Raw genomic sequence first — 13,879 nt, 5'->3', positions numbered from 1 at the left:
AACGTTCATCTCCGAACTTGCCGTTGAACCCTTCGTCCGCGCCGTTCCGTTCGCGACGAGCATGCAGAAATTGTCCTCCCAGCACCTTTTCGAGTCCGAATCTGACCTCGCGCTGCCCAGATGCCGCCACTACTATCGAATGGCTTTGACCGGTGATATGCGTCGGTTGCGCTGCACGGGTCGAGCCAGTTCGCGGCCGATGCCGTTACTGCTAACAAGCCGCGCCCACGAGCGGCGTTATCTATATGGAGACGTTATGGCAACAGGTGAGTGCTGCATTGCGAGGGCCGCGCGCGTGATCGCGGCTATCGTCACTTCCGCGGTTTCGGCATACAGCATCGGTGCGACGCCGCCAACGGGACACGAAGCCGCTTGCCAACGTCTTCAAGGCTTCGTGGTCCCGGCTTCGGAAATTGGCGAGCCCACATCCGGAGCGAGCGTCACTGCGGTCAAGCCGGTCACCGCGAGCGGAAGCGGTGCGACCGCGTTACCGGACTACTGCGAAGTGACAGGCAAGATATCCCCTATCGACAGATTCGCGCCCGACATCCAGTTCAAAGTGGCGCTTCCCGCCGAGTGGAACGGCAAGGTCTTGATGTTCGGTGGCGGCGGATTCGACGGCACCATCCCCAATGTGGCGGGCAACGTACCCAATGGTCCCGTCGATGCAGCTGTGCCGCTCGGTCGCGGCTACGCTACGTTCGCCAGCGACTCCGGTCATCAGGCCAATGCGTTGGGCTCTCAGGACGGACGCTTTGGTGCGAACGACGAGGCGTTGAACAATTTCGGCGGCGACGCGCTGAAGAAAACCCACGACGCGGCTCTGGCGATCATCAAGGCCCGCTATGCGCATTCGCCTCGCAAGGCTTACTTTGCAGGAGGTTCGACTGGCGGGCGCGAAGCAGTGACCGCAATTCAGCGCTGGCCGTCGGACTGGGACGGTGCCATCGCATGGTACCCGGCATGGGACGATGCTGCCGCCCTCCTCGGAGGGCAGCGCATGAGCCGCGCCCTGGCGAAACCGGGCGCGTATCTGTCGGTGGCGAAACGCCAAGCCGTGTACGACGCGGCGATGCAGGCGTGCGATGCGCTCGACGGGGTGACCGACGGCTTGATCAGCGACCAGCGCGAATGCAATGAGCGATTCGATCCGTCGTTCGCGACTCTCAATGGTGCGCCGCTGCGCTGCCCCAAGGGCGCGGACAGCGGCGACCATTGCCTGTCCGACGCGCAGATCGAGGCGTTGAAGACGATCAATACGCCAACGCTGCTGCGGTTCCGGCTGGCTAGTGGCGAAACCTACTATCCCGGCTACAACGTGTGGGGCGCCGACCTTGGAATTACGACCCGCACTTCGCCGGTCGAGCCGGTGGTCACCTTCCTTGCATTCGGAACTTCGCAGCCGGCCGATCCGATGCCGCTCACGGCGCCTTACATCAGCGTTCTAACCGACCAGTGGATCAAATATTCGGTCACACGCGATCCGAACTTCCATTCCCTGTCGCTCGACCCGGAGCAACCGGGCGTGTGGGCCAACCGTATCAGCGATCTGAGTCAGCAACTGGACGCAAGCACCGATATTGCAGCGTTCCGGCGGCGTGGCGGCAAGCTCCTGCTCGTTCACGGACAATCCGATGTACTCGTCAGCACCCGCGCCACGGAGTTGTACTATCGGCGGCTGCAAGCGCGATTCGGCGTTGATCGCGTCGATTCGTTCGTGCGTTTCTACGAGATTCCCGGCATGGGACACGCTGCCAGCAGTACCTTCAATGCCACCTGGGATTCTCTGTCGGCGCTCGCTCAGTGGGTCGAGCGGGACAAGGCGCCAGTGGCGCAAGTGACAAGGGATACGGCCGGGGTTCCGGGCCGCACGCGACCGCTATGCGACTATCCGAAGTGGGCTCGCTACGAAGGCGGTGACGTCAATGACGCTGCTTCGTTTCGGTGTGTGCATTGAGCACACAGCGCAGTCGGACGCCGGCAACGAGGTACATTGCGATCGTCCTACCGATCCCGTTGCCTTTTTCACTCGCCTGACCGCGAGAGGTCCGACACCTTGCGTCGGCACGTCGAACGTAGCCGACGCTCGCGGGTCAGGCGTTGTGCGGCTGCCGACGGCGACCGTTTCTGAATACAAAACCTTCCCTCACTGACGGCCACAGGCAAAGTCGATGCGCGCAGTCAGCGCGGCCGCGTCTCTTCGATGAATCGCTCGAGCAATCGCTTCAGTTGCTTCGCATTGCGCGAGCCGAGCGCATCTTCGATGGCCGCATGGTGCGCGTCCACACAGGGTCGCAGCCGGTCCAACAACTCGACGCCCCGTTCCGTGATGTACACCAGCACCTTTCGGCTGTCCGCGTCGTCGGCGGCACGCAGCACGAGTCCGCGACTCACCAGCTTGTCGACGTTCTTGGTGAGCGCGGGCAGGTTCATCAGAACGTGTGCTGCAAGCTCGCTCATGGAGTGACCGGCCTCATCCGACACCGCGTGCAGGATGCGCCAGTGTTCCTCGTTGACGCCCTCCTCGGCGGTAAGCTGTGCAAGTCCGGATTTCATCTGCCGATGCGCGGAGGCAATGAGCCAGGCGAGGTATGAAGAGAGATCGGATTCCGGCATGGTAGATGCTTTATAGATAGCGGACAAATCGAATATTACGCAAACAAATCGGGTTCGGGAAAGTATCGGTGCAGGGAGCGTCAGCCCGATAAATGATGGTGCGCGCGTGCCATTCTGTTGTGCATTCCATGTCTCCGACCCGCCGAGCCGACCATTGATGAAGCATCGTAAACGTTCCCGCCGTTCAAGGCAGGAGATGACGATCGCACTGTGCGTTCCCTTGGGCGGTTCGGCCGGCTTGTGGGGGCCATGCGCGCTCGCATCGGCGAAGCTTGCGGTGGAAGAAGTCAACGACGCATCGGGCATGGCGGGACGTCCCTGCAGGCTGCTCACGATCAACGCGGGCGATGACGCGCGCGAGCTCGAATCCGCGCTGGAGGCGCTGATCGAAGACGATGCGATAGACGCGTTGGTGGGCATGCACACGAGCGCGGTGCGACTGGATCTCATCAGGGCGGTCGCCGGGCAGCTTCCTTTCATCTATACGCCGCTCTACGAAGGCGGAGAGCGCACGCCGGGCGTCTTCGCCATTGGCGAAACCACGGGGCGGCAGCTTCAGCCTGCGATTCACTGGCTTCAGAACAAGCATCGGCCGAGGCGCTGGTTTTTCGTCGGCAACGACTATGTATGGCCCCATGCGACGCATCGGCTCGCGCACCGCGTGGTCAACGAGGCGGGTGGACAAGTCGTCGGCGAATGTGTCGTGCCGTTCGGCACACGTGACTACAGCGAAGTCCTCGACGCCATTCGCAAGCAAGGCGCGGATGCGCTGCTGCTTTCGCTCATCGGTCAGGACACCATCGACTTCAATCGCGCGTTCGGCGAAGCCGGTCTCGCCGGCCGCATCGTGCGTCTCTCGTGCGCGCTCGGCGAGAACGAATTGCTGGGTATCGGGGCGCGCAACACGGCGTTGTTGTATGCCGCCTCGGGCTACTTCGCGTCGCTGCAAACGGACGCGAATCTTGCCTTCAAGGAACGCTATCGCACACGCTATGGCGCGCGTGCGCCAACGCTCGACACCTTCGGCCAGTCGACATACGAAGGCGTCCATTTCCTCGCCGCACTCGCCGACGATGCACAGCGCCGCCGTCTATCCCGCGACGCCGGTCTCGCGCAACTCGGCCTTACGCCGCTGAACTATCGCAGCGCGCGCGGCGCGGCCTACGCGGGCGGCCGTGTGAATCATGTGCCGATCTATCTCGCGCGTGCGGAAGGTCACCATTTCGAAGTGATCTCGCAAATCTGACGCAGCGCTGCCATTTAGTTTCCAGGGAAAATATTTTGTTGACTTGGAAAATATGTGTTCCTACCATGGCTCGCAGATCAGGGACCCACTGCACGAAGTCTCCTGCTCGCTCTCGCCGCGTCTGCATGGACCGTTAACGCAGGCGGCTGTCGGTCATGAATCAGCTCAAGTGAGGAAGAGTCATGGCAGTGAAACGTCCCACGCCCGCCCAGCTTGACGAAGTCGCCACCAGTCTCGGAATGCATCTGTCGGAGGAGCAGCTTTCTACCTATCACGCGATGTTGCAGGCGAATTTCGATGCCTATGATGTGATCGATTCGCTGCCGGATTACGTCCCGCGCGTCACCTACCCACGCACGCCGGGTTATCGCCCATCTGCCGACGAAAACCGCTACGGCGCCTGGTATGTGAAGACCGAAGTGAAGGGTGCGCCCACCGGCAAGCTCGCCGGAAAAACCGTCGCGCTCAAAGACAACGTATGCCTCGCAGGCGTGCCGATGATGAACGGCGCGTCCACACTCGAAGGCTACGTGCCCGATGTCGATGCCACCATTGTCACGCGTCTGCTCGATGCGGGCGCAACGATCGTCGGCAAAGCGACGTGCGAATACTTCTGCTTCTCGGGCGGCTCGCACACGAGTTCGCCCGCGCCGGTTCATAACCCGCGCAAGATGGGTTATTCGGCAGGCGGATCGTCATCGGGCAGCGCGGCGCTCGTGGCCGCAGGCGAGGTGGATCTCGCCATTGGCGGCGACCAGGGCGGCTCGATCAGGATGCCCGCATCATACTGCGGCATATACGGCATGAAGGCTACGCACGGCCTGGTGCCTTATACGGGCGTCATGCCCATCGAACTGACGATCGACCACACCGGGCCGATGACCGCGAATGTGACCGACAACGCCCTGATGCTCGAAGTGCTGGCCGGTCCGGATGGCCTCGATCCGCGTCAGCATGCGGGACAAGTCGCGAAGCCTTACACGGAGATCATGAAGGAAGGCGTGCGCGGCTTGCGCATTGGCGTGGTCAAGGAAGGCTTTGGCTGGCCACAGTCGCTGGAAGCATCGGATGCGAAGGTGCGCGCGGCTGCCGATCATCTCGCGGAACTCGGCGCGCAGGTCAGCGAAGTCTCCATTCCGATGCATCGCATCGGTCCCGCAATATGGTTGCCCATCGCCGCCGAAGGGGCGACGCAGCAGATGATGAAGGACAACGGCCATGGCTACAACTGGAAGGGTCTGTATGTAACCGGCATGGTGGACTATCACGCCGGATGGCACGAGCGCGCGGATGAACTGTCCGAAACGCTGAAGATCACGATGGTGCTAGGGGAGTATTTCATCCGGCACTATCGCGGTCACTTCTATGCAAAGTCGCAGAACCTGTCGCGTCAGCTCACCGCAGCGTATGACGCGGCATTCGCCGACTACGACCTTCTTCTCATGCCCACGCTCCCGCTGGTCGCCACGCCGCTGCCCAAGCCGGGCGCGAGCGTCGAGGAAGTGATCACGCGTGCGTTCGAGATGTTGCCGAATACATGTCCGTTTGATTGCACGGGGCACCCCGCGATGAGCGTGCCGTGCGGAATGGTCGATGGCCTTCCGGTCGGCATGATGCTGGTGGGCAAGCACTGGGACGAAGCCACCATCTACCGCGGCGCCTATGCGTTCGAGCAATCCGTTGACTGGATGAAACTCTGAAGCATCGAAGCGCCCGCAACGCCTTCACTCTCCTCGCCTCCCTTTTCGGAACTGTATATGGATCGACGTTCGTTTCTGAAGTCGTCTGCGGCGTCGGTGGCCGCGGGCATGGCTGGATCGTTCCCGTTCATCGCGGAAGCCGCCGACGAAATCCTCGTGGGCGGTATCACGGACCAGTCGGGCGGTCTCGATATATACGGCAAGCCGATGGCGGATTGCCTGACCATCGCTGTCGAGGAATGGAATGCCCAGGGCGGTCTGCTCGGCAAGCAGATCAAGCTGCTCAACTACGATCCGCAATCGAGCATGCAGCTTTATACGCAGTTCGCGCAACAGTCGGCGCTGAAAGACAAAGTGGCCGTCGTGCACGGCGGAATCACTTCGGCATCTCGAGAAGTCATGCGGCCCGTGCTGGACCGTTACCGCACGCTCTATTTCTATAACACGCAATACGAAGGCGGCGTATGCGACCGCAACACGTTCTGCACCGGCGTGACGCCGGGGCAGACGGTTGCCAAGCTGATCCCGTATGCGATGAAGCAATGGGGCAAGAAAGTCTATGTCGTCGCGGCGGATTACAACTACGGACAAATCACTTCGCAATGGGTGAAGAAGTTCGTGCAGGACAACGGCGGCTCCGTCACGTCGATCGACTTCTTTCCGCTGGACGTGACTAACTTCGGCTCGACCATCTCCAAGATCGAATCGGCCAAGCCGGACATGCTCGTGTCCGCGCTCGTCGGGGGATCGCATGTTTCGTTTTATCGGCAATGGGCGGCGGCGGGGCTCCACAAGAAGATTCCCCTCGCCTCGACGACCTTCGCCGGCGGCAATGAGCAGATCATCCTCTCGCCCGAGGAATGCGACGGCTTTCTCGTCTCCTACAACTACTTCGAGAATCTCGACAATCCTGTCAACAAGGCATTCAAGGAGCGATTCCACAAGCGATTCGGAGCGAACTATCCGAACATCACCGAACTCGCGATGGGCACGTATCAGGGCTTCAATCTATGGGCGCAGGGCGTGAAGAAGGCGGGCACCATCGACCGCACCAAGGTGATCGAGGCACTTGAGTCGGGCATCAGCATCGATGCGCCGAGCGGCAAGGTCTCGATCGATCCGGCTACCCATCATTGTGTACTTAACGTGAGCATCGCTCAGGTAAAGAACCACAAGCTGGACATCGTGCAGACGTTCCAGAACCAGCCGCCGGTCGATACCAGCGCAGTGTGCAATCTGATCAAGAATCCGCGCGACAACCAGCAGTACGTCATCAAGCTGTGAGGCGCGTGGTGCCCCGGCACTCAGAGGAGCAACGATGGATCTTGCTGCGATCGTCTTGATACAAGTGCTGTACGCAATAGCGAGTCTGGTAGTGATCTCGTCGGGTCTCGCGGTCATCTTCGGCATGATGAAGGTGATCAATCTCGCGCACGGCGAATTCATGATGCTGGGCGCGTATGCCGCCATCGAAGCGATGCGGCTCGGCGTGAATCTATGGATTGCGATCCTCGTTGTCGCGCCGCTCGTCGTCGCGATCATCGGCGTTGTTCTGGAGCGCCTCGTCATACGGCGGCTGTATGGCCGCATGATCGATACGATGCTCGCGACGTGGGGCCTGTCGCTCTTTCTCATCGGAATCGTGACGTCGATTGCGGGCAATACGACCGCAGGCATCTCCGCGCCGCTGGGCAACTTCCCCATCGGCGGCTATTCGGTGAGCAGCTATACGCTCGTCATCATCGCGGTGGCGGTCGTCATTGGCGTGGCGCTGCGCTGGGTCCTGCTACGTACGCCGCTCGGGCTCATTGCGCGCGGCACGATGCAGAACCCGCAAATGGCCGACGCGCTCGGCATCGCGCCGGGACGCGTGTACTCGATCACGTTCGCGGTCGGCGCGGCGCTGTCGGGACTCGCGGGCGGCCTGCTCGCGCCGATGACCGGCGTCGTCCCGACCATGGGCGGCGCATTCGTCGCGAAGGCGTTCATCACAGTGATCGGCGGCGGCCCTGCCATCGTGGCGGGACTCATCAGCTCGTCGGCGCTTTTCGGCGCGATCAATCAGATTGCGACTTTTGCCTCGACGCCCGTGTTCGGCGAAGTGGCGTTGCTCGTCGGCGCCATTGTCATGCTGCGGCTGCTGCCGCGCGGCATCACCGGGCGCTTCTTCAAGGGAGCATTGTGATGACGCCCGTGAAAGCCAGCCGCGCAATGCCGGTGCCCGACACGCTATCGCGCTTCTCGAAGTCGTGGAAAAGCGCGGCGGTTTCGCTCACGATTGGCCTGGTCATGCTGATCGTGCTGCCGCGCGTGCTCGACGACTTCGCGCTCGTGCAGGCCACCGTCTACGCCGTCATGGCAATACTCGCGTTGAGTCTCGGATTCGTGTGGGGCTTCGGCGGCATTCTCTGCTTCGGGCAATCCGCATTCTTCGGGCTCGGCGCCTATACCTATGCCATTGCCGTGACGAACATGGGCGACAGCACCGTGCCCTTCGTGCTCGCCATCGTGCTGCCTGCGGCGTTCGCCACGGTTCTCGGCTATCTGATCTTCTACGGACGCCTCTCCGATGTGTACATGGGCGTCATTACGCTCACGGTCACGCTGATTCTTTTCAACGTCGTCAATTCCACCGCCGGTCCCGAATGGAAGATCGGCAATGCGCCGCTCGGCGGCTTCAACGGCATTCCGAATATTCCGCCGCTCAACACGCCCGGCAATATCGACGACGTTATCAGCCCGCGCGGCCTTTTCGAACTGTCGCTCGGCGCGCTGCTCGGCGTGTACCTGCTGCTGCGCGTGCTGCTTGCATTCAAGATCGGACGCGTCATCGTGGCGAGCAAGGAGAACGAACAGCGCCTCTTGCTGCTCGGATACGATTCGCGCGTCTACAAGCTCTTCACGTTCGTGCTGGGCGCGGCCATTGCCGGGCTGGCGGGATGCCTCTTCGCCAACTGGGGTGCATTCACGAGCCCCGGCATCTTCGGACTGGCGCAGTCGGCGCAGATCATCATCTGGGTGATCGTCGGCGGGCTGGGCACGCTCGTGGGGCCGGTCGTCGGGTGTGTGGCCATTCAATGGCTCACTACGCAGATCGGCACGCAGCAGACCATCAACTCGAACCTCGTGCTCGGCGCGATCCTCGTCGTGTTCGTGCTGATGGTGCCGAAGGGCATTGTGCCGAGCATCGGCGATCTCGGTATGAGGCTGTTTGGCGCGGCACGGCGCAGACGGCCCTCATCGAACGACGTACACGAGGCGCACGAACGACACGGGGCCAATGAGCGGCATGAGACGCGCAAGGAGGCCGCATGACGATGCCCTTGCTCGAAACTCGCAAGCTCAACGTCCGCTTCGGCGGCGTCCATGCCACGCGCGACGTCGATTTCACGCTGGCGGAAGCGGAACTGCGCTGTGTGATCGGTCCGAACGGCGCGGGCAAGAGCACATTCTTCAAACTGCTGACGGGGCAGGTCAAGCCGACATCGGGCGAGATCCGTTTTCGCGGCATGGACATCACAGCGATGCAGCCGCACGAACCGGCGCGGCTTGGCATCGGCATCAAGACGCAGGTGCCCAGTCTCTTCAACGGGCTGTCGGTATGGGAAAACGTATGGCTCGCCGCACGCCGGGTAAATACGCCGCGGCAGACAGAACGTGTCGCGCGCGAGGTGCTGGAGCGTGTAGGCATGCTCTCACATCGCGATGCGATCACCGGGCTGCTTTCCCACGGCGAACGCCAGTGGGTGGAACTGGCCGTTGTGATTGCCGGGGACCCGCCGCTGATCCTGCTGGACGAACCCGCCGCGGGCATGAGCGATCCTGAAGTGGCGCGAACGGCGGAACTCATTCTGGAGATCAACCGGCGGCACGCGCTCGTCGTGGTGGAGCATGACATGAGCTTCATCCGGCGCATCGCCAAAACGGTGACGGTGTTGCATCAGGGTGCGATCGTTCGCGAGGACACGCCGGAGCGCATCATGAGCGATCCGTTCATCCAGCAGATTTACCTCGGCAAGAAGCCGCACTGAATCGGAGGCGCGATGCTGGAAGCAACAGGGCTGTGCGCGGGATACGGCGCGATTCCGGTGCTGTTCGACGTGGCGCTGAGCGTGCGTGATGGCGAATCGATCGGCATACTCGGGCACAACGGCATGGGCAAGACGACCCTGCTGCGCACGCTCATCGGCGCGTTGCCGGCGACGGCGGGCGCGCTGCACTTCGGCGGCCAGGACATCACCACCCTGCCGCCGCATGCGCGCGCCCGACGCGGCATGGCGTACGTGCCGCAAGGGCGCGAAATCTTCCCAACGCTCACAGCGTATGACAACTTGCGCCTCGGCCTGATGAAGACCGGTCGCAAGCCAGACGAGGCGCTGGGCGCGCTGCTCGACGACTTTCCGCGTCTGAAGCCCTTGCTCGACCGCCCGGGTGGATCGCTGTCGGGTGGCGAGCAACAATTGCTGGCACTCGCTCGGGCATTGGCGGGCGAGCCATCGCTGTTGCTGCTCGATGAGCCGACGGAAGGCATTCAGCCTTCGATTATCGAGGAGATTGGCGAGACGCTCGTCGCATTGCGCGAGCGCCGCGGCCTGACCATTGTGCTTGTCGAACAGAATCTCGACTTCATCGCCGCTGTGTCGCAGCGCGTATTGGTGATCCGGCGCGGCCAGCTCGGCGGGGAGATTCCGCGCGACCATCTGATGGACCTCGACAAGGTCAGCGAATACACCGGCGTCGCGGCGTAGCTCTCTTGATGAGATCGCTGAGGAAGCAAGGCGGGATCGTTTGCATTGTCGAAATTGCTGACACCGACGCATCTAGCTAGCGAGATCCGCATGGCGCCTTCGGCTTGCCGATCACAGGCACTCCATCGGCCTCCGTCGCGAGCTTCCTCGGCCAACGCTTTGCGAGCGATCGCTATCGCGCACTAGGCAGCCGTGCGGAATCAGACGCCGAACGGAAAGGTTTCCGGCGTGTCGGCGCCGGCGGACTTGTCCGCCGCCGCATCGGACGACGATATGGCGCTCACCGCGCGTGTCGTGTCGAACCAGACGTAGGCATCGAATTGACTGGATAGCTCGGCCTGCGCGTAATGACTGTATAGCTCGGTGTCCGGCCGATAGATCACGCCGATGAAACGTTCGAGGCGCGCTTCGCTCAGCGCGCCGCGTAGCGCATCGTCCGCACCGGCGCGAAGATCGACGAAACACGGGCTTACGCCCGCCGCATGGAACTGGAACTCGTAGCTGTCTTCGCGCGAGGGCCGCACCTGCATGATCTGCATCGGCTCGTCCCAGTCGGAAGCCGCGGCGACCGTTCCGGTGTGCGTACCGAAGCCGATCAGCGCCGCTTGCTCGCCGAAGCGTTCGCGGCAAAGCTGCCCGACATTGAGCTCGCCGCGCGTGCGGCCCATCTCCGTCGCCGATGCGTCGCCCAGATGCGAGTTGTGCGCCCACACGACCGCGCGCGATTGCGCTCCGCGCGCATCGAGCAGGCTGTGCAGCGTGTCGAACATGTGCGTGTCCCGCAGATTCCAGCTTTCGGCCGAGCCGCTGTACATCGCGCGATAGTACTGCTCCGCCGCGGCGACCAGACGCGCGTTGTGCGTCGCGTCGAGGAGCGCCGGATCGCTCGCGGCCGACGCGAAGCGCTTGTCGAGCAAGTCGCGTAACTGCGCAACGACTGCCTCCTCGCACTTGCCGAAGCCCGCCTGCCACGCGGCACGTCCGTAGACGGAAGGATCTTTCTGCCACGGCGTGAGGCATCCGTAGCGCACCCGGGCGATGCGCGCCGCCTCGGGATCGTGCACATCGAGGTACGCCAGCACCGCGGCAATGGATTCCGAGAGACTGTAAAGGTCCAGGCCATAGAAAGCCGCCCGATCCCGTTCCTCGAGCGTGGCATTGTGCCCGCGTAGCCACGCGACGAACGCGGCAAACTCCGCATTGCGCCACATCCACGTCGGGAAGCGGCGGAACGGCTGCGCGTCGGGACGGGCGCGGGGACGTCCGCGCACATGTTCGTCGATCAGCGCCGCATCCGGCCAGTCCGCTTCGACCGCGACAAAGTCGAATCCATGCCGCTCGATCAGCCGCCGCGTGATTGCGGCGCGCGCTTCGTAGAATTCGGCCGTGCCGTGGCTCGCCTCGCCCAGCAGCACGACCCGCTTGTCCGCGAAGCGATCGAATGCTTGCGCGAATTCGGGTGCATCGAACGCGGGCAGCCGCTCCGCCGATGCGCGAATGAGCTCGGGCAACGCGCGCCGCGCGGGTTGCCCATGCGCCGCATTTCTGTCCCCGGCTTGCGAGAACGCATCCATAGTCGTTTCCATGAAGGGGCCGACAATCGTTTGGCAGCAAGCGCCACGCCCGCGTCGCCGGTCCTTGCTCCGCGGCCGAACGGCTGCAAAGTACGCGAGCAACGAACCATTGGGCGAACGCCGCCGTGCTCGAATGGAGCGCCAACGGGCTTACGAACTGCCGCGCCTACACGCGAACGTACGGCAGATGACGGGCCAGCCGTGGCACGGACCAGTTACTGCGCTACCGGTCCGGCGCAGCGGTTGCCGTCAGCAAGTGACGCCCACAACCGTCACGGCCTTCGATGCAACCTCACGGCAGAGCTTTGCCACACGCATGAGCAGATCAATCGGCTTGAATCGCGCCTGACGCGTGCTTGTCAATGCCGCCATGCTCAGTCAGCCATCCGCCCGCTGTGCTATAACCGACACCCACGCGGACGGTGCCGTCGGCGTCCTGTTGCATCGGCCTACCCACACGAGATCGAGGCTATGTTCCGAAAGCGAGCCATTTCCTTAGCTGCTTTGTTGCTGATGCACGCCGCGGCTGTCACCGCGCAGGCCGAGCAAGCGCCCGCCCGCGACGAGTTCTACTGGCTGGGCGAAATCAACAAGGCGACCGCCGTCATCAACACCGACGAGGGCTTGCTGGACAAGTCGCTTGCGCCGCACATCGCGGCCGGCGTCGCCAAGGTGATTCACGACGGCAACCAGCCCGGGGCAAAGCGTCCATCCACCGTCATCACGTTCGAACCGCTGATGATCCAGGCCGCCGGCATGGATGTGACGCTGCTGCATGCCGGGCGTTCGAGCCAGGACATGCACGCCACCTACCGCGCGGCGATCCTGCGTGACGACATGCTCCGCCTGGCCGACCAGCTCAACAAGACCGCGACGACCATCGTCAAGCTCGCGCAACAGCACGAACATACCATCGTGCCGAACTACACCAACGGCGTGGCGGCGCAGCCCAACAGCTACGGACACTACCTGCTGGGCTACGCGGCCGCACTCGACCGGGACACGCAGCGCATCCGTGAGGCGTATGCGCGCGTCGACCTGAGTCCGATGGGCACCACGGTCCTCAATGGCACGAGCTGGCCGCTGGACCGCGCCCGCATGGCGAAGTATCTGGGCTTCCCGGGCATTGTCGACAACGCCTATGACGCGCATCAGATTGCAGCGGTCGATCATCCCGTGGAAGTCGCTTCGATCGTAACGAGCATCGCGTTGCATGCGGGCAGCTTCATCGAGGATGTCATGACGCAGTACGCGGAGCCGAGACCGTGGATTCTGCTGCAAGAGGGCGGCAGCAATACCTACGTGTCGAGCGCCATGCCGCAGAAGCGCAATCCTGGATTGCTGAACTCCACGCGCGCCGACGCATCGACCGCTATCACGCTCGCGATGGGTCCGGTCATCCGCGCCCATAACCTCCCGCCGGGCATGCCCGACGCGAAGGACGTGAGGGACAACAAGGAGATGATCGACAGCGCGATCACTGTGCTCAAGAAGTGGGACAAGATCATGAACGCGCTCGTCATCGACCAGAAGCGCGCGCTGGAAGAACTCGACAGCGACTGGACGGCGTCTCAGGAAGTCGCAGATGTACTCATGCGCAAGTACAAACTGCCTTTCCGCCTCGGACACCACTTTGCGTCGGAGGTCGTCGAGTACGCGCGCGCCAACAACATCAAGCCGAGCGACTTCCCCTACGACCAGGCCAAGCGGATCTACGCCGAGACGACGAAGGGTTATGCCGAGAGCAACGGCGTGCTGCCCATGAGCGAAGCGGAGTTCCGCGCGACGCTGGACCCGGTTGCGATCGTCAACGACCGGCGTACCGTGGGCGGGCCGCAGCCTGTGGAGATGGAGCGCATGTTGAAAGAGGCGAACGGGAAACTTGCGCAACAAAGCGAGTGGATTGCGGACCAGCGGAGGATTATCGATTCGTCGCTGGCCAAGCTCGATCGCGATTTCGACAAGCTCCTGCCGAAGCAATGAGCGAAAAGCGCG

Annotated in this window: 11 protein-coding genes; 9 read left to right on the top strand and 2 right to left on the bottom strand. The window is 62.8% G+C overall.

Annotation, left to right across the window (positions count from 1 at the left end; translation table 11 throughout):
• Window positions 1-256: 256 nt before the first annotated feature.
• Window positions 257-1,957, top strand: coding sequence for a tannase/feruloyl esterase family alpha/beta hydrolase (locus NCR35_RS16390; protein ID WP_250535179.1), 1,701 nt, complete (start codon window positions 257-259; stop codon window positions 1,955-1,957).
• Window positions 1,958-2,181: 224 nt separating this feature from the next.
• On the opposite strand, the gene NCR35_RS16385 is transcribed toward NCR35_RS16390, so the two are convergent.
• Complete coding sequence (locus NCR35_RS16385) at window positions 2,182-2,907, bottom strand: MarR family winged helix-turn-helix transcriptional regulator (protein ID WP_250535178.1); 726 nt, start codon at window positions 2,905-2,907, stop codon at window positions 2,182-2,184.
• On the opposite strand from NCR35_RS16385, the gene NCR35_RS16380 reads away from it, so the two are divergent.
• The 7 genes from NCR35_RS16380 (at window position 2,813) to NCR35_RS16350 (ending at window position 10,310) form a co-directional block, all read left to right on the top strand.
• Entirely contained in the window at window positions 2,813-3,862 is a 1,050-nt protein-coding gene (locus NCR35_RS16380) for a substrate-binding domain-containing protein (protein ID WP_250535177.1), read from the top strand. The genes NCR35_RS16385 and NCR35_RS16380 overlap by 95 nt on opposite strands.
• Window positions 3,863-4,044: 182 nt before the next feature.
• Window positions 4,045-5,562, top strand: a complete 1,518-nt coding sequence (locus tag NCR35_RS16375; RefSeq protein WP_250535176.1) for an amidase — start codon at window positions 4,045-4,047, stop codon at window positions 5,560-5,562.
• 57 nt (window positions 5,563-5,619) lie between these two features.
• Window positions 5,620-6,846, top strand: a complete 1,227-nt coding sequence (locus tag NCR35_RS16370) for a transporter substrate-binding protein (RefSeq protein ID WP_250535175.1) — start codon at window positions 5,620-5,622, stop codon at window positions 6,844-6,846.
• Between the two features lie 34 nt (window positions 6,847-6,880).
• Complete coding sequence (locus tag NCR35_RS16365; protein ID WP_250535174.1) at window positions 6,881-7,747, top strand: branched-chain amino acid ABC transporter permease; 867 nt, start codon at window positions 6,881-6,883, stop codon at window positions 7,745-7,747.
• On the top strand, window positions 7,747-8,877 hold the full coding sequence (locus NCR35_RS16360; protein ID WP_250535173.1) for a branched-chain amino acid ABC transporter permease: 1,131 nt from the start codon (window positions 7,747-7,749) through the stop codon (window positions 8,875-8,877). The genes NCR35_RS16365 and NCR35_RS16360 overlap by 1 nt, the downstream gene beginning before the upstream one ends.
• Entirely contained in the window at window positions 8,874-9,593 is a 720-nt protein-coding gene (locus tag NCR35_RS16355) for an ABC transporter ATP-binding protein (RefSeq protein ID WP_250535172.1), read from the top strand. The genes NCR35_RS16360 and NCR35_RS16355 overlap by 4 nt, the downstream gene beginning before the upstream one ends.
• Before the next feature lie 12 nt (window positions 9,594-9,605).
• Window positions 9,606-10,310: an ATP-binding cassette domain-containing protein gene (locus NCR35_RS16350; protein WP_250535171.1), complete on the top strand. Its 705-nt coding sequence runs from the start codon at window positions 9,606-9,608 to the stop codon at window positions 10,308-10,310.
• A gap of 200 nt (window positions 10,311-10,510) precedes the next feature.
• Here NCR35_RS16350 and NCR35_RS16345 read toward each other — a convergent pair whose 3' ends face one another.
• Window positions 10,511-11,896 carry an erythromycin esterase family protein gene (locus tag NCR35_RS16345; protein ID WP_502801686.1) on the bottom strand — a complete coding sequence of 462 codons (1,386 nt, stop codon included), beginning with the start codon at window positions 11,894-11,896 and terminating at the stop codon, window positions 10,511-10,513.
• Between the two features lie 459 nt (window positions 11,897-12,355).
• Here NCR35_RS16345 and NCR35_RS16340 point away from each other — a divergent pair, with 459 nt between their 5' ends.
• The gene (locus NCR35_RS16340) at window positions 12,356-13,867 is read left to right on the top strand and encodes an argininosuccinate lyase (protein WP_502801685.1); all 1,512 of its coding nucleotides are present in this window, start codon (window positions 12,356-12,358) and stop codon (window positions 13,865-13,867) included.
• The last annotated feature ends 12 nt before the right edge of the window (window positions 13,868-13,879 follow it).

It is taken from the genome of Caballeronia sp. AZ10_KS36 (assembly GCF_023631105.1).
In the GTDB taxonomy this organism is placed as follows: Bacteria; Pseudomonadota; Gammaproteobacteria; order Burkholderiales; family Burkholderiaceae; genus Caballeronia.
The sequence above is the reverse complement of the archived record's forward strand: the minus strand, read 5'-3'. Positions and strand labels throughout refer to the sequence as shown.